The following is a 16,827-nucleotide window of genomic DNA, read 5'->3' as shown; positions in this document are numbered from 1 at the left end:
ATCTATTTTTTTTCGGAATCAAAATTTTTGATCGAGTCCTGATATTTCCATTTTCTGTGTGACCAAAGGTAGTTGTCCGGATTTTTGTGTAATGTATTTTCCAGTAATTTATGGAACTTTCTTACGACTTCATTTTCCGTAAACTTTTCGCCATCAGGATAGATTCTGTGATAATTTACCTGATAATAACCGCGTTTCACCTTCTTCATTTCACAATAGATAAAGACAAGATCCATCCTTGTGGCAAGCTTATCATATCCTATAAAAGCGGGAGTACGCTGATTCAAAAATTCTAATCCATAGGTGACATGTGCGTGGTGAGGGGTCTGATCAGCTACGAACATATAAGCAGAATCGCCGTTATTTCTGGATCTGAAAATATTCAGGATTACTTCATTGGCTTCCAATGCTTCATTTCCGAATTTGTTTCGGACCTTTTTCATCTGATTTTCCCAGAAATCATTATTTACTTTTCTATATACAGGGTGGCAATGTGCCTGGGGAACAATCTTTGCCAATGCATTGATCCATTCCCAGTTGAAGACATGCCCTGCCAGAAGGATAATATTTTTACCTTCCTTCTTAGCTTCATGAAACAGTTCCTGATTGATGTGCTGCATTCTCACCCTGGCCTCTGTCTCAGAAATGCTGAAAGATTTGATGGTTTCTACCAGATAATCTGAAAAATTAAGGTAGAATTTTTTTCGGATCTCTTTAATTTCTTCTTCCGATTTATCAGGGAAGGATTTTCTCAGATTTTGGGTGATTACCTCTTTTCTGTATCCTACCAGATAATAATTCAGGAAGAAGATGACATCCGAAAAAATATATAATATTTTAAGCGGAAGCTTAGAGACTAAGTATAATATTTTGATTAAGAAATTCATAAAACACGCAAATTTAGTGATAATAAAATTATGGTTCTATTTTTGCAGAGGGATATGTAGTATTTTTTTTACTTTTATATTATGAAAAAATTGATAATTTTTGCTTCTGTGGGATTAAGTGCATTTGCTTTTTCACAGGAAGTAAAGAACTCTCCAGATACAGGAAAGGAAAAAACAGCTCTTATAGTGCCTACTGAACAGAAAGAGCTAGAAGCAAAGAAAAAAGCAGCTGAAGAAAAAGCTAAGCTTCCCAAGCCCTATGACCCAAAAGCGGATGCAGAGGCAGATATTAAAAAATTGGTAGCTCAGGCTAAGAAAGAAGGTAAGAATGTAATGATCCAGGCTGGTGGAAACTGGTGTATCTGGTGCCTTCGTTTTAATAATTATGTACAGACTACTCCTGAATTGAAGGAAATAGTAGATAAGAACTATGTCTATTATCACCTGAACTTTTCTCCGGACAATAAGAATGAAAAGGTTTTTGCCCAGTATGGGAATCCGGGAGAGAAATTTGGTTATCCGGTTTTTATTATTTTAGATAAAGACGGGAAAATGATCAAGGTTCAGCAAAGTGATGTTTTAGAAGAAGGAAAAGGGTACAGCAAAGAAAAAGTAAAAGAGTTCTTTACTACCTGGGCTCCTAAAAAAGGATAAAATAAAAACTGCTTCAGAAATGAGGCAGTTTTTATTTCTATGAGTGTTACATTAATTTCTTGATCCAGCTTAATTTTTTCTCTGAATAAGGTGGATATTTGATGTTCGGTTCACCCCAAGTGGTTTTTTCAAGAACGGCTTTTTGATGCGAGAAGGTTTCAAAGCCATATTTTCCGTGGTAATTTCCTATTCCTGAGCTTCCCACACCTCCAAATGGCAGATGGTCATTACTTAAATGCATCACTGTATCATTGATGCAGCCACCTCCAAAAGAAAGTTTCCGGGTAAAGTTTTCTTTTTCCTCTGAATCATTGGTAAAAAGATAAGCTGCCAGTGGTTTTTCAAGTTCTAAAATGGAATTCAACGCAGCATTGTAATTTTGAAAACTGATGACCGGAAGTAGAGGTCCAAAAATTTCTTCCTGCATAATGTCATTATTCCAGTCTATATGATTCAGAATAGTGGGTTCGATATAGAGTTTTTCTTCATCAAAATTTCCTCCCGAATAAATTTTTTCTTTATTGATAAGATGTATCAGGCGCTGAAAATTTCTCTGGTTAATAATTCTTGTATATTGTTCAGAATCCTGATCGTATTTGAATTCTTTAATATATTTTCTAAGCATTTCCAAAAACTGCTCCTGAATGGTTTCTTCCACCAGCAAGTAATCGGGAGCTACGCAGGTTTGTCCGGCATTGAGGAATTTTCCCCACACAATTCTTTTTGCAGCTATTTCAAGATTGGCATTTTTGGTGACGATAGCCGGAGATTTTCCGCCCAGTTCAAGGGTTACGGGGGTAAGATGCTCTGCTGCCGCTTTATAAACAATCTTTCCGACCTTTGTACTCCCTGTAAAAAATATTTTGTCAAATCTTAATTGTAAGAGAGAAGTTGTTTCTTCAATACCTCCTTCATAAACATATAAATATTCAGGCGGGAAATTTTTATTGATAATGGATGCCATCGCTTTCATCGTATTGTCAGCTATTTCACTGGGTTTAAGAATACAGCAGTTCCCGGCAGCCATTGCCACAATAATGGGAGAAAGTGATAGTTGATAAGGATAATTCCAGGCTCCGATTACCAGAACACAACCAAGAGGATCAGCATAAACTTTACTTTTTCCGAGCTGATTGACAAGATTGGTCATTACTTTTTTCGGTTTTGAAAGAGATTTTAAGTTTTTGATATAGTAATTAATATCATTCAGAATGAAAGATAACTCGGTGGTGAAAGTATCAAACTTTGATTTTCCAAAATCCTTGTTAATTGCTTCATACAGCATATTCTCATTAGAAATAATAAGATTTTTAAGCTTTTCAAGATACATTTTCCGGAAAGCAAGGCTTTTGGTTTGTTGTGTTTTAAAAAAATCCCGTTGCTTCAATAAAATATTTTCAATTTCCATGGGGTGGCTTTTATATTAAACGTTCATATTTTCTGAATCGTATTGACTGGAAAATTATTAATAATAATGAAATATTAATTTAATTAAAAATTAGATATGATTATATTTTAATGAATAGAATATCAACTTTTATTAAATTCATTGGTTGGTGATAAAAAATATTGTAGTTTTATTTTACTTAAAATTTGATAATGAAAAAATTATTCTGTCTGTTCCCATTATTTTTTTGTTATTTCAGTTATGCACAATGTACAGGCTGTGGCATTCAAGACCCTACAGACCCTAATTATCATTTTCCGGATAATACTACCGTGTGCTTTACTTCGGATATGACTTTCAATAATCCTACTTTTGGGATAAACTCTAAGATTTGTGTAGCTTCTGGTGTTACCGTACAGTTTCAGAATAACATAAGCGGGGTTACCAACGCTCCGCTTAGCTTTGAAGTACACGGAACTCTTAATTTTAACCAGACGCTGACAAGTATTGCTGATCTTGATATACATGTTTACAATACAGGAAATATAGCAGTAGGAGGAGGAAACGGAAATCTGACAGTAAATGGCCAGATGAATACAATTGTTAATGAGGGCACTATAGACCTCGGTGTTTTACAGATAGGTGATAATACCTCCAATACGATTGATAATTACGGAAATCTGAATATTAATGGAAACCTCAATATGAGCAGCTCTGCAACTACCTTGTTCAAAAATGAAGGAGGCGGGCTGATATCACTCAGTGGGAATTATGGAAATACCGAACAGAGTGTATATGTGAATTGTGGTACAATTATATCTCAGAGTGGGTTTAATATTAATGGGGGCAAGATTATTAATACCGGAATCTTTTCGGCGGGAGGAGATATTAATTTATCAGGAAGCAGCAGTGAAATTTACAATTTCGGACTTTTTACCTCCACTGGAAATATGAATAATGCGCCTGCAGATGCTGTTATTTATAATGAGGGAGAATTGTCATTGAATCATTTTCAGGGAGGAAATGCTGCTATTCAGGGGCCGTCTTCTTCTGCCAAAAAAGGTTATGTTGTATTGCAGAACGCAATTCAGGCAGGAAATGTGGTGATTGGCCCAAATCTCGATTTCAGAAGGACTACAGGTGTGTCTGATCAAAGTACGGTGTTTATGAACAGTAATCCGAGTTTCCTGCCGAATGTTACCTATGACTGCGCTTCCACAAACAGCTGTAGTGCGCCTTTGATCATCAATCCTGGATTTTGTCCTGCGATTAACGGAGATCTGCCACCAATGGCGGTAGATGATGCCTATACAATTCTGGCCGGAGGGTCTTCTGCAGGAATTGTTTTAGATAACGATTTTGAAACATATGGCGGAACACAGGCTAGCCTCTCCAATGTCATTTTATCTCAGATATCCACCTTAAACCCCAATATATCACTGAATACAGCTGATGGACATATTCTTGCGGCTTCGGGAACACCTCCGGGCACTTACACTTTGGTGTATCAGATTTGTCAGACTGCTTCTCCGTCAAACTGTGATACAGCAACAGTTACGGTTACGATCCAAGGGGTTATACCGTGTTATAAACCCGCAGTAACTTCGGGAACAGTGCTTTCTGCAAATTTTGGAATCACTTCATTGAGCAGGGCAGATAGCGGTGGAAACAACTGGCCTGGGATAAGAAAAGGAGCGTGGGCTGTATTGGAGTCTAAGAATAAAGGGTTTGTTCTTAACAGGCTTACGGATGCTCAGCTGGCGGCAATTCCCCAGGCCGATCTTAAGGAAGGAATGATTGTTTATAATGTGACGCAAAACTGCCTGCAGGTCAATATTGATGGAACTGTCACAGGCTGGAAGTGCTTTAATACCCAGACCTGCCCGGATTAACAGAAAACCTGAATACTTATGAAAAAAATAGCCTCAATCCTTATAATAGCAGTTTCCGCAAGCCTTGATGCTCAAATTGCTTTGGGAAAAACAACCTTAGAATCCGCATCATCATCCGTTGAATTTGGAAACGAAAACCGCGGTCTCGTTCTCCCTTGGGTAGCAGACACCTCCGGAATTCAGAATGTGGTGAACGGAACATTGGTATTTGATACCTCAGATATGAAGGTAAAAGTCTATCAGAACAACCTTTGGAAAGACCTCTCCGTAGATGCAACGGGCACTGCTGATACAAGTTTGCAGGATAATTTACCCGATAATATCAACGCAAAAGTTTCCATAGGAACATCATCATCTGTAAACGGAATTCTGGTTCTTGAAGACAGCACGAAGGCCATGGTTTTACCGAAAGTAGCTTTTCCCCATCTCAATATTATTTCTCCTGCCGCCGGAATGATAGTTTATGATACCCAAAAAAAACAGCTTGCTGTTTTCAACGGAACTGTGTGGTCTTTTTGGGGAGAATAATGCTACATGATGTTTCTTACAGCTATTTTTACAGGATGGTAGAGGAGCAGACCAATTGCTGTAATAAGTGCCAGCCAGAACAGTCCCGTAAAAATTTCCATATTTGAGAGTAGAATGGATTGTGCTGTAATTTTAGTCTTAAACGCTCCTGCTGTCATGGATAAAGAATCATTTACTGACAGTTTTGAAATATTGGCCCCGAAAAGCTGAGTCCACTGACTGTAGAAAACGGGATTGGTGTCTGTAAAATTGGCGCTGAGTGTATCAGAATGTTTTAAGGTTAAAAACAGCATGAGATTCTGCATAAGAGCATAGCCGATAGCTGTTGTCCAGAAACGGGTTGTTGTTCCTAAAGCTGTAGCATTGGCAACATATTCTTCCGGAGTTCCTGAAATCAAAAAGAAAACAAGCGGAGTAAATAATAATCCCTGGGCAACTCCCTGTAAAAATAAGGGAGGACAAATCGTGGAAAGGGTAGTGTCCGGATAAAAAGTATACGTAAACCATGCACAATCTACTGCAAGCAACAGAAATCCGGTAAAGAAAACAATTCTTGAGGAAACTCCCCGAACCAGGCAGATTCCTGATAATAATATACCAAGAAGAGTTCCTGCTACGTTCCAGTATTGGATATTGACAATATAATCCCAGGGCCATTTCCATACGGTAGCCATAATACTGTATACATTATTCAGTCCGGATCGGATAAGATAAAAAATGAAAAACAGGATCATTCCGGCGATCACATTTTTTGAGCTGAAAACTTCAAAATGAAATAACGGTCTTTTGGAATTTCTTTGTTTAAGCATAAATAATCCTCCTGAAAGCAGGAATATAAACAGACACATGATAATGGTATCGGATTCTAACCACATCAGTCTTTTACCGTAGATAATGGCATAGCCGCCAGCCTGCAGACATACCCAAAGTAAAAACCAGCTGGTAATATCCAATTGGTATAAAGGTTTCTTAGGAAAGAATCTGTTTCTGTTGAACAGAGCAATACCGATGATCAGTACAAATACATGGAAATAAACCATCATCAGGATCATATGCTGGAAATCATAATTCTCAATGCTTGACTTCAACAGGGAAGTGGTTATTGTCCCTCCGGTGAGCATGATGGTATACATGAAAAGGTAAGCTAAGACCTTAGCGTGTTTCGTCTTTAATTCAGCAATAATCAGAGGAAGGAAAATAGCCCCTTCCAGCAGTCCGAAAATTCCTTCTAAAAACCTGATCACCAGAATAACATGATAGTCGTGGGTAACCGATAAAACGTAAAGAATAATAACAGAAACGGAGGCCATCAGCAAAACATAATATTTGACGCTGAAATACGCCATAAACCGCTGTAAAACTAAAAGGGTAACCACAAATGTCCCATACATCAAAATCATTAAATACTGAATGTCATCAGAGTCGACATCCATAAAAGAAGATGTGAAGGCGCTGTTTGAGTGTAAAAGCGACAACAACATCAGGTGGGGAAACAATGCCAGTATAAGAAGCGGCAGTTTCAGCCATTGTGGTACCCATTTATGATAAACTGTATTGTGTTGCATAATTTTTTTTGAAAGCATTAAACGAAGAATGCTGAAAAGGCAGATAAGAAATTTCGCAGCTGTGCTGAGTTAAAAAATGCGAAAAGACAAAAGAGCAAGGTGTAAAAGTAAAAGGTAAAATGGCAAATATGCGTAAGAAAAAATTTGCAGATTCGCTATTTTGCAGTCCTGTCTTTTCGCTAAAAAAATAATTTAATTGTAAAGTCTGAAAATGTATTGATTGGAAGGTAATTTTGAACTCTAAAACTCTAAAACTCTAAAACTCTAAAATCCTCCCACACTCAAACTCATATCTTCTTCGCGCTCACCAGAACATTCATTCCGGAAAGCAGTTTTTCGTTGTTTTTATTGTTATCAAGAATAATTTTCACAGGAAATCTCTGTTCAATTTTCACAAAGTTTCCGGTGGCATTATCTGGTTTTACCAAAGAAAACTGGGAGCCTGACGCAGGAGAAACGGAAAGTATTTTTCCTTTAAATTCCACATCGGGATACGCATCTGCAGTAATGATGACTTCCTGGTTCTGATCAATCTGTCCAAGCTGTGTTTCTTTGTAATTGGCAATGATCCATTTTTCTTTGCTGACGATCTGTACTAAAGCCTGACCTTCCTTAATCAGCTGACCTTCCTGAATGGTCTTTTTTCCGACCCATCCGTCATAAGGAGCGGTAATCACTGTATAAGAAAGATAAAGTTTCGCATTGTTCAGATTCGCAGAACTCTGTTGAATCTGGCTTTTAACAGGAGCCACCTTTGTCTGCTGTTCACTGGCTCCGGCTCTTACTGCATTTTTTTGCTGTTCCAATGCCAGAAGATTGGCTTTTGACTGTTCGTAAGAAGCCTTTACATTCTCAAATTCCTGTTCGGTAGCAGCATCTTCGTTCAGTAAGTTTTTATATCTTTTATAATCCTGTTCTGTTCTCCAGATATCAATTCTTGCAGAAGCAATTTTGGCATCAACGATCTTTGTGTCGCTTTCTTTGGTATTGACACCGCTTTCAATAGTGCTGATGGTTGCTGTATTGGCGTGAAGATTGGCTTCTGCCATTTGTACCTGATTCACAAACTCTCTGTTGTCTATGATGATTAGAGTATCACCTTTATGGACAAACTGATTTTCATTAAACTTTATTGTTTTGATAAACCCGGAAACCTTGCTGGATACAGGCGTGATATATTGTTCGATCTGTGCATCGTTGGTCGTGACATTCTTCCTTGAAAAAAGATAAAAACTGACCATTCCTGTAATTCCGCTGATGATCAGGATCCAGGCCAGTAGAGTAATGGACTTGTTGATTCTTTTTTCCTTTTGTGTCAGTTGTTTCTGTGCCATAGTTTTTATAAGTTTCCAATCGTATATTGGAGTTGGTAATATTTAAGTTGTCTGTTTATTTTTACGGAAATAAGGTTGGATTCTGCCTCCAGATAAGTATTATCGGCATCTATCAGTTCAGTGATAAGACTTAGTTTGTTCGCGTATTTTGTTCTTACAATGCGATAGTTTTCTTTTGCCTGATTAATCGCTTCTTCAGCAATTTTTACTTTCTGGTCTGTTTCCTCAAACTTTTTGTAGGCTTCGTACACGTTGTGTCTGATTTTTTCTTCATTCTCCTCAATCTGAAGCTTGGCAAGATCAATATTTTCCCTCGCTTCCTGCATTTTATACTTATTCTTGTACAGGCTTTCAATAGGATAGGTAAGATTTACCCCAACCATTCCCAAGCGATAGGCATAAGGTTCAGGTGGAAAGAACATCATATTCGGATATTTTAAAAAATATTCTCCACCTGCTGTAATTTTGGGTAAATAATTCGCTTTGGTGATTTTTTGATCCAGCTCTTTCAGTGAAAGATTTTTGTGGCTGATTTCAACGGATTCATTTTTATTTAAAGCCGTTTCAGTCAATTCATCAACATAAGGAATTGCTGCATTGTCCGAAATAAGATCTTCCGTATTCACATGCATTTCCTGAGCTTCCGGAAGAGAAAGAATTGTTTTCAGCTTATGCTCTGCAATCTGAATATCGTTATCCAGCTCTGTCCAGTTCATTTTATGATTGGAAAGCTGCAGTGAGGTTCTCAATACTTCATTCACGGTTACAACACCGTTGGCTTTAAGAGCTTTTACCTGTTTGATATTGACAGAATCTTCCTTCATTTTATCATTAATGAGACTCTGCTGTTCCTTTAAATGATGGATCTGCAGAAAAGCCGTAATGATTTCCATGGTAAGTTGTCTCTCATCCAGATGCGTTTTTAAAGCTGAAATTTCAGTGTCAATAGCTGCTTTCTTTTCCGTATTTTTTATTTTGCCACCCATATACACCGGAATTGAAGCAGATAAGGTAAAATCATACATGCCATTGATGACATCATACTTTGTTGCTTTGTTAAATACGCCATTCTGGTGCTGATACAAATTGGTAACCTGCGTATAGCTGGTATGAAATTCAATGTCCGGAAGCTTTTCCATTTTGAGATCTTTCTCTTTGGTAGCGGACATTTCCTGTTTTAGATGACTTATCTGTATGTTTTTATTGTTTTTCAAACCAATCTCTAGAGCTTGCTGTAAGCTTAGGTTCTGGTAGTCGATCATCTGTGAATGTAAAAAGCTGCTCAATAATAAGCACAACGCGATGCACAGATACCGGCATGCGTTAAATATGATATTCATAAATTAATTAAAGGATTTTTGCTAAAATGATTTTGATGCAGCAAAGTTACGACGACAGGCATAGTACCTGATTTGTGAAAACAGAAAAAGATTTGCTCATTTACGCCAATTTGAAAATTCTTCTTATCTTTATTTCATGAATGACAGCCATTTTGAAGCAGTAGAAGAGGAAGACGCTGAGTTTTATGTCTATCACGTCCTCACAGGAAATGTAACCACAGAGATTCATTATCACAGTTCTGCACAATTAGTGTATGCAGAAGGAGGTATTGTGCATGTTTTTACCGATCAGAAACATTGGTATCTTCCTGCAAGATGCTTTATGTGGATTCCGGCCGGGACACCTCACTACATTTTTTCTACCAGCCCGAAAGTTGATTTATATAACTTTTATTTTAAAAAAGAAGAAAATGAAAATGGCTTTTTTGATGAAATTAATATTTATTCCGTCAATAACTTGCTTCGGGAGATGATTTTTCACACCAAAGACTGGGATGGGAAAATTACAAAAAATGATGGCTCTAAATATTATTTTCTCAAAGCTCTTAAAGGAGTTTTACAGGAAAAAAAGAATAAACATCTGGCATTCCCGATACAGCATCCTTTCCCAAAAGATGAAACATTGCTCAAGATTGCAAGATACATTCATGCGAATCTTGAGAAGCCTCTTAGCATAGAATCTACGGCAAAAGAATTTGGGATGAGTACCAGAACCCTTTCGAGGAAATTTAAAGAGATTCTGGGGATGAATTACGTCCGTTTTCTACGGGCGTTACGGATTACCCGTTCCCTTGAACTGATGCTGGAAGGAAAATACAATATGTATGAAATAGCGATGATGGTAGGGTACAATAGCCTGTCGTCTTTCAGTAATATTTTCAAAAAAGTAATTGGGATTGCTCCTACGGAATATCAGCAGAAACTGAGAGGGGATAAGTAATGAGTGAAAGTTGTTTGAGGGTTTCGCGATGCGAGATTCGGGATTTGTGGTACGAATTGCTGCTATCTGAGTTTAAATACAGGCATATCAGGAATAATATAAATCAGGATTCCCTGAATTCCCCTTCTATGAAGGGGTGGATTTTTGCAAAGCAAAAAGACGGGGTAGTTAAGAATCAGGCTAATCAATAATCTACATGTTCCATGTTTACAAACAAAAAACCACCTCAAATAAATGAAGTGGTTTGTATGGTGAGAAAATCTCAGTTGCTTAAATTAAGCTTCTTCAGATTTAACTTCTTCCTTTTTAGCAGCAGGAGCAGCTACAACTGGAGCGTCAGATACGATATCGAATTCGAAATTGTACTCAACGTTTCTGTGTAATCTGATGTTTGCTGTTACTTTACCAGTTCTCTTAATAGTGTTCCCTGGGATTTTGATGTATTTCTTCTCTACAGAAACTCCAGCTTTTTCTAAAGCAGCAGATAGATCAGCATTGTTGATAGATCCGAATAATTTATCACCAGAACCTACTTTTGCAGGGATAGTGATAGAAGTTTTCTTCAATTGATCTACTACAGCGTTAGCAGCAGCGATTAATTTAGCTTCTTCTTCTTTTCTAGCTTCTAAAGTAGCTTCTAGAGCTGCTTTGTTTTTAGGGGTAGCTAAAAGAGCAATTCCTTGAGGAATTAAGAAGTTTCTAGCATAACCTGGCTTTACGCTTACTGTATCAAACTCAAGTCCTAAGTTTTCTACGTCTTGTTTTAGGATGATATCCATTGTTGTTGTCCTTTTTTTAGATTTTAGAGTGATCTAAAATCAAGTTAGAATTAATTATTTATTCAGCAACAAAAGAAGAGGTTGCCCTCTTCTTTTATTTATTTTTTGTCTTATTTCAATAAGTCAGCTACGTATGGTAGTAATGCAAGGTGTCTTGCTCTTTTGATAGCAGCAGAAACTTTTCTTTGGTATTTTAAAGAAGTTCCAGTGTATCTTCTTGGTAAGATTTTACCTTGCTCGTTTACAAATTGTAATAAGAAATCAGCATCTTTGTAATCAACGTGCTTAATTCCGTATTTTTTGAATCTACAATATTTCTTTTCAGATTTTGTATTGATATCAAGCGGAGTAAGGAATTTTACTTCTGATTCTCCTCCAGCTGAGGCTTGTTTAGCCATTTCATCTATTGCCATGTCTTGTCTTTTTTAAAAAATAGGGTTAATAATTAAGCTTTAGCTGCTTTTACTTTAGTTCTTCTAGTTACAGCGTACTCAACAGCATGTTTGTCAAGTTTCGTAGTAAGGTAACGGATTACTCTCTCGTCACGCTTGAATGCTAATTCTAGATCAGCTACTACACTACCTTCTCCTTTGAATTCGATTAGAGTATAGAACCCGTTCTTTTTCAATTGGATAGGATAAGCTAATTTTTTTAATCCCCAGTTTTCTTTAGCAACGATTTCGCAGTTCTTTTCTTTGATAAGATCTACATACTTGTTCACTGCTTCCTCTACCTGTGCCTCAGATAGAACGGGAGTTAAAATGAAAACAGTTTCGTAATTGTTCATAATGTTAAATGAATTTGTTAATTATTTCGAGGTGCAAAAGTAGAGAATATATTTCTTATATGCAAGAAGATTCGTGAAATAGTTGAGTGTTCAGGGTTGGGAGTTTAAAGTTTAATGTTTTTGGACATTGCTTCATATTATATTTAAAAGCTGATTTCAATAACATATTTTACAGGCAGTCAACTTTCAATTGAAAAATCCTGACTAATCTTTTTGCCTTAATTCCGTAAGAAAATTTACCTTCAACACATCATACAACGAATGTCTGCTTACTAAAATAGAGGCAATAGAAGAAACCATTCCTGCCAGCATCAGATGGAAAATCAAGGAATGTCTGTCAGTCATCTCCAAAACAATAATTGCTGAAGTAAACGGAGCACGGGTAATTCCTGTGAGAAAAGCCACCATTCCGGCCAGAACAACAACGTTGGTTTCGTTGGGGGTTAAATGAATAGCACCTGAAATAACAGAGCCTATACTCGCCCCGGCAGTGAGAGCAGGAGCAAAAATTCCACCCGCGCCACCAGAAGTAAAAGAAAGGGCAGGGCCAAGCATCCTTAGAACCGGAACGTACCAATCTTCATGTTTATCCTTTGTAAAAAGGACACGCTCCATAATCTCTTTCCCAGAACCAAGAATTTCCCTGTTGATGAAATAAGCGATTGAAGCAATAATTAAAGCACAAATAATCAGGAATATCACATTAGCCTTATCCGTTTTTAATTTGTTCTTTTTCCAGCTGTTGATTTTGAGCATAGCAACAGAAAGCTGACTGGCGAGAATACCCGCAACTGCAGCAACAAGTACAATGGGAAACATTACCATTAATGAAACATCATTGGTCTTCGGATATCCCAGGTATAAATAAGATCCTGCCAAAGTCTGGGCCGTTAAACCTGCAATAATGACAGCCGTAAATAGAGCGGTTTTAAAATAATTGATATGGGTTTTGGAAAGTTCTTCAACTGCAAAAACAATTCCTCCCAGCGGAGTGTTGAAAGCTGCGGCAAGTCCGGCTGCGGCTCCTGTCATAATCATGTTTTTCTTGGAAATCTTCGGCCACCATTCAGGAAGATACTCGTTGACTTTTCTGAAAACAGAACCTGCAATCTGAATGGTTGGTCCTTCACGTCCTACCGCACCTCCTCCGATTACCAGAATGACTGATGATAAAATTTTGAAAAAAATGATCTTAATACTCAGAAGATTTCTGATCTTCCGGTGTTCTTTGGGATTGGCGAGCTCTACTGCAGCCATTACCTGTGGAATACCGCTTCCTTTGGCATTGGGAGCAAATTCTTTCACCAGCCACCAGGAAAGCACAAATCCTATGGGAGCAATAATGAAAATCATCCATGCATGCCAGTCAAAGATAAAATTCATAAGATGTTCACCCCAGGCAAATATCTGTGCATACATTACGGCAAAAAAACCTGTAATAACAGATCCTATCCAAAAAGGAATAGCCTGAAGAAGGTTGTGCTTCAGCTGTTCGTTCCGGATATTGTCAAAAGAGTTTTTGACGGATTTTTTTATAAGAGCGAAAATTTTCAGCATTTGTTAATTTAGAGGTGTAAAAGTAGGTGAATTTTACAGATTTTATATGTCGTCTAAAAACTTTGAGATTATTTTAGCGCTTTCCATCGTAAGGATGTCAGGTATGCCGAAACTCAAAATAGTATTTCTGACTTCAAGTTTAAAATTTTCATTTGGAAAGGCTTTTATTGTTTCTTTTCTCTTTGGAGTTAAAAAATTCATGGCTTTAAATTGATCACTTCCTAAAACATAGAAATCTTTAAAATCATGATCTTTAAAATTGATATTAAAACTACTGAAGATTCCTGCAATCTTATCCATCAATCTTTTCTTGTTAATGGAAATATATCCAAAATCTTCTTCAAGTTTTTTTAATCCCCAAAGTTGAATGGTGTCAAATTTACGGCCTAAACGACCTCCTCTTGATGTAATTCCAACTTTACTGACAATAAAAAGGTAGAATGAACTGTTGCTATTTCTGTCTTTTACCCAGTAACAGATTTGAGGGATGAATAATGGATACATATCATGTGAGCTGAATTGCTCATAAGGAGAATCTTCAATATCAATCACTGAAATATCATAATCCATAGAAAGCTGATCGTAAACTTCAGTAATGAGCTTTTCATCCTGCTCAGTGAAGGCAGAAAATTTTGTCATGTCATACTTTCTGTAATCCAGATCCATTATTGAATATTTATTTGTTTAAAAATAATGCTAATAAATCTAATTTCCAAGTGAGTTGTGATAATATAGAATTGTAATTATTTTATTGATTATTTTACAAATAAAAGCGCTTTATATTGAATATTCGTTATTTTTGTTTTCTATTGTTTAATCTTTTGATATTTTATTAAGTTTGACTACTAGAAACAAAAAAAACCTCCGATTAAAATCGAAGGTTTAATATTTAAAATCAGCAAAAATTACCTATTGCTGATTATTCATTACTTATATTTCTGTATTCAGATCCCAGTTTTCAAGGTAGTCGTGAACATGCTTCAGCATCATTCCACCTAGAGAACCGTCTACTACTCTGTGGTCATAAGAGTGAGACATGAACATTAGGTTTCTGATTGCGATTACATCACCATCAGCTGTTTCAAGAACTGCAGGCTTTTTAACGATAGCTCCGATGGCTAAAATAGCTACCTGAGGCTGAGGAATGATAGGAGTTCCCATAAGGTTTCCGAAGCTTCCTACGTTTGAAATAGTATAAGTTGCACCCTGAGTATCTTCAGGTCTTAATTTCTTGTTTCTTGCTCTGTAAGCCAGGTCGTTGATTGCTTTTGCAAGACCTGAAAGTGATAGCTGGTCAGCATTCTTGATAACAGGAACAATAAGGTTTCCGTCCGGAAGGGCAGTAGCCATACCAATGTTGATGTTTTTCTTTTTGATGATGTTTTCACCATTGATAGAAACATTGATCATTGGGAAATCCTGGATTGCTTTCACTACAGCTTTTACGAAAATCGGCATGAAAGTCAGTTTTTCACCTTCGCGTTTTTCAAATACTGCTTTGTTTTTATTTCTCCATTTTACAACGTTGGTAACGTCTGTTTCGATGAAAGAAGTAACGTGTGGAGCAATTTGTTTTGCTTTTACCATGTTTTCAGCGATGATCTTTCTCATTCTGTCCATTGGAATGATCTCATCACCTGCACTTACCGGAACTGTAGCTGCCGGAGCAGATGCTGCTGGTTTCGGAGTGGTTGCTGCCTGTACCGGAGCCGCCTGCTGAACTGGCTGGTCTCCTCTGTTGGCGACATATCCTAATATATCTTCTTTTGTAATTCTTCCTTCCAAACCGCTTCCTTTGATAGACTTCAGTTCAGTTTCAGAAATGTTTTCCTGTTGTGCGATAGATTTTACGAGTGGAGATAAATAAAGATCCCCTGAGAATTCTACGTTTGAAGCAATTGTTGCTTGTAAAGGCTCTTCAATCGCTTTTAAAGTGTCAGCATCCGGAGTAGCCGCCGGAGTTTCAGTTTTTACTTCTTCTGAAGCTGCGCCTTCTCCTTCAATTTCTAAAATAGCAATGGCTTCGCCTACTTTTGCAACTTCATCTTTTTGCTTTAAAATTTTTACGATTTTCCCCGAAACTGGTGTCGGAACGTCTGAATCTACTTTATCTGTTGCAATTTCTACTACGGAGTCATCCTCCTTTACGTTATCACCTTCATTGAATAACCAAGTGATAATTGTCGCTTCCATAACACCTTCTCCCATGGAAGGAAGCAATAATTTGTATTCTGCCATTTTTGATTTTTAGATTTTGACAAATATATAAAAAAAATCGGTTTTTTTATGAAATATATAATCTTAGCTGAATTCAATATAAATATTTTCGCCTACATTCAGTCCAAACAGGCTTTTGGCGCCGTTTTTCTTACTTCCTTTGTAGATGGTAAGCTCCAATAATTGACTATCATTGAAAATAGCAGCAGACTGCCCGTGGAATTCTGTTTCCCTTTCCCAGTCTGAAACAACCTCCGTATGGCTGGAAAATATCCTTGAAAGACTTAAATTTCTGAATTTTATGGTAAAATTATCATAGCCTTTGCTGATATTTTCGAAAAAATCTTTGTTGATATTTGAGATTATATTTCCGAAATTATCAATATAGGTCACTTCACCGATAATCATGCCTTCCGATTCATTATAAACCGCTCTTGGGAACATCAGTTGCTTGGCCGAATGTATTTTTCGTCCTATTACCTCAGGAAGTCCGCCATTGGCAAGATGTACTGCTGCAGGCACAAAAATGTCTGTAGAGGTAAAGTTGATGATGTCATCAAAACGATTGTTCAGGGTGAGTTCATAGATCGCTTCCGGTTTGATATCAAAAAATATAAGACTTAAGAGGCCGTTATCTGCCGCCAAAAAGTAGGATCCGTCGGCTTTGTAAATAATATTTTTTCTAGATCTGTTGTAAAAACTGTCTACGGAAATAATGTGTATGCTTCCTTTTGGAAAATATTTATAAGCATTTCTTACAATATACGAAGTCTGTATAAGGTTAAATGCCTGGATATCGTGGGTTATATCAACAATATTAACCTCAGGGTTTAGAGACAGAATTTTGCCTTTCACAGCGGCAACTCTGTAATCTAAATTTCCGAAATCCGAAGTAAGGGTAATAATTGACATGAGCAATTTATAGAATAGTGTAGTATTGCAAAGTTATTTAAAATAAAA

Annotated in this window: 16 protein-coding genes; 4 read left to right on the top strand and 12 right to left on the bottom strand. The window is 37.0% G+C overall.

All coding sequences use genetic code 11. The features are described from left to right. Window positions 1-2 precede the first annotated feature (2 nt). Window positions 3-887: a lysophospholipid acyltransferase family protein gene (locus DYR29_RS05715; protein ID WP_213279667.1), complete on the bottom strand. Its 885-nt coding sequence runs from the start codon at window positions 885-887 to the stop codon at window positions 3-5. An 81-nt stretch (window positions 888-968) separates the two neighbouring features. Between DYR29_RS05715 and DYR29_RS05710 the strand changes: the two genes are divergently transcribed. Further along, window positions 969-1,541, top strand: coding sequence for a thioredoxin family protein (locus tag DYR29_RS05710; protein ID WP_213279666.1), 573 nt, complete (start codon window positions 969-971; stop codon window positions 1,539-1,541). Window positions 1,542-1,587: 46 nt separating this feature from the next. On the opposite strand, the gene DYR29_RS05705 is transcribed toward DYR29_RS05710, so the two are convergent. Further along, complete coding sequence (locus DYR29_RS05705) at window positions 1,588-2,949, bottom strand: aldehyde dehydrogenase (protein ID WP_213279665.1); 1,362 nt, start codon at window positions 2,947-2,949, stop codon at window positions 1,588-1,590. Window positions 2,950-3,140: 191 nt separating this feature from the next. Here DYR29_RS05705 and DYR29_RS05700 point away from each other — a divergent pair, with 191 nt between their 5' ends. Both DYR29_RS05700 and DYR29_RS05695 read left to right on the top strand, forming a co-directional pair. Continuing rightward, the gene (locus DYR29_RS05700; protein ID WP_213279664.1) at window positions 3,141-4,820 is read left to right on the top strand and encodes a hypothetical protein; all 1,680 of its coding nucleotides are present in this window, start codon (window positions 3,141-3,143) and stop codon (window positions 4,818-4,820) included. 18 nt (window positions 4,821-4,838) lie between these two features. Further along, window positions 4,839-5,348 (top strand): hypothetical protein, encoded by a 510-nt coding sequence (locus tag DYR29_RS05695; protein WP_213279663.1) that lies wholly within the window; start codon window positions 4,839-4,841, stop codon window positions 5,346-5,348. 2 nt (window positions 5,349-5,350) lie between these two features. Here the strand turns inward: DYR29_RS05695 and DYR29_RS05690 are convergent, their stop codons facing one another. From DYR29_RS05690 to DYR29_RS05680, 3 genes are all read right to left on the bottom strand, one after another. Next, window positions 5,351-6,913: an MFS transporter gene (locus tag DYR29_RS05690; protein WP_213279662.1), complete on the bottom strand. Its 1,563-nt coding sequence runs from the start codon at window positions 6,911-6,913 to the stop codon at window positions 5,351-5,353. Between the two features lie 287 nt (window positions 6,914-7,200). Then, window positions 7,201-8,247: an HlyD family secretion protein gene (locus DYR29_RS05685; protein ID WP_213279661.1), complete on the bottom strand. Its 1,047-nt coding sequence runs from the start codon at window positions 8,245-8,247 to the stop codon at window positions 7,201-7,203. Window positions 8,248-8,252: 5 nt separating this feature from the next. Beyond that, window positions 8,253-9,587 carry a TolC family protein gene (locus DYR29_RS05680; protein ID WP_249413624.1) on the bottom strand — a complete coding sequence of 445 codons (1,335 nt, stop codon included), beginning with the start codon at window positions 9,585-9,587 and terminating at the stop codon, window positions 8,253-8,255. A 136-nt stretch (window positions 9,588-9,723) separates the two neighbouring features. Between DYR29_RS05680 and DYR29_RS05675 the strand changes: the two genes are divergently transcribed. Further along, on the top strand, window positions 9,724-10,527 hold the full coding sequence (locus DYR29_RS05675; RefSeq protein ID WP_213279660.1) for a helix-turn-helix domain-containing protein: 804 nt from the start codon (window positions 9,724-9,726) through the stop codon (window positions 10,525-10,527). A 275-nt stretch (window positions 10,528-10,802) separates the two neighbouring features. Here the strand turns inward: DYR29_RS05675 and rplI are convergent, their stop codons facing one another. The 7 genes from rplI to DYR29_RS05640 form a co-directional block, all read right to left on the bottom strand. Then, complete coding sequence (rplI, locus tag DYR29_RS05670) at window positions 10,803-11,306, bottom strand: 50S ribosomal protein L9 (RefSeq protein WP_047425374.1); 504 nt, start codon at window positions 11,304-11,306, stop codon at window positions 10,803-10,805. A 110-nt stretch (window positions 11,307-11,416) separates the two neighbouring features. Beyond that, window positions 11,417-11,719 carry a 30S ribosomal protein S18 gene (gene rpsR / locus DYR29_RS05665; RefSeq protein WP_002979091.1) on the bottom strand — a complete coding sequence of 101 codons (303 nt, stop codon included), beginning with the start codon at window positions 11,717-11,719 and terminating at the stop codon, window positions 11,417-11,419. Window positions 11,720-11,751: 32 nt separating this feature from the next. Beyond that, on the bottom strand, window positions 11,752-12,093 hold the full coding sequence (rpsF, locus tag DYR29_RS05660) for a 30S ribosomal protein S6 (RefSeq protein WP_047425376.1): 342 nt from the start codon (window positions 12,091-12,093) through the stop codon (window positions 11,752-11,754). 204 nt (window positions 12,094-12,297) lie between these two features. After that, window positions 12,298-13,650 carry a chloride channel protein gene (locus DYR29_RS05655; RefSeq protein ID WP_213279659.1) on the bottom strand — a complete coding sequence of 451 codons (1,353 nt, stop codon included), beginning with the start codon at window positions 13,648-13,650 and terminating at the stop codon, window positions 12,298-12,300. A gap of 42 nt (window positions 13,651-13,692) precedes the next feature. Next, a complete protein-coding gene (locus DYR29_RS05650; protein WP_213279658.1) occupies window positions 13,693-14,316 on the bottom strand; it encodes a hypothetical protein in 624 nt (207 codons plus the stop codon). A gap of 264 nt (window positions 14,317-14,580) precedes the next feature. Further along, a complete protein-coding gene (locus DYR29_RS05645) occupies window positions 14,581-15,888 on the bottom strand; it encodes a dihydrolipoamide acetyltransferase family protein (RefSeq protein ID WP_213279657.1) in 1,308 nt (435 codons plus the stop codon). 63 nt (window positions 15,889-15,951) lie between these two features. Continuing rightward, window positions 15,952-16,779, bottom strand: coding sequence for an SAM hydrolase/SAM-dependent halogenase family protein (locus tag DYR29_RS05640; RefSeq protein WP_213279656.1), 828 nt, complete (start codon window positions 16,777-16,779; stop codon window positions 15,952-15,954). Window positions 16,780-16,827: the final 48 nt, after the last annotated feature.

Origin of the sequence: Chryseobacterium indologenes (assembly GCF_018362995.1) — a bacterium.
In the GTDB taxonomy this organism is placed as follows: domain Bacteria; phylum Bacteroidota; class Bacteroidia; order Flavobacteriales; family Weeksellaceae; genus Chryseobacterium; species Chryseobacterium indologenes_G.
The sequence above is the reverse complement of the archived record's forward strand: the minus strand, read 5'-3'. Positions and strand labels throughout refer to the sequence as shown.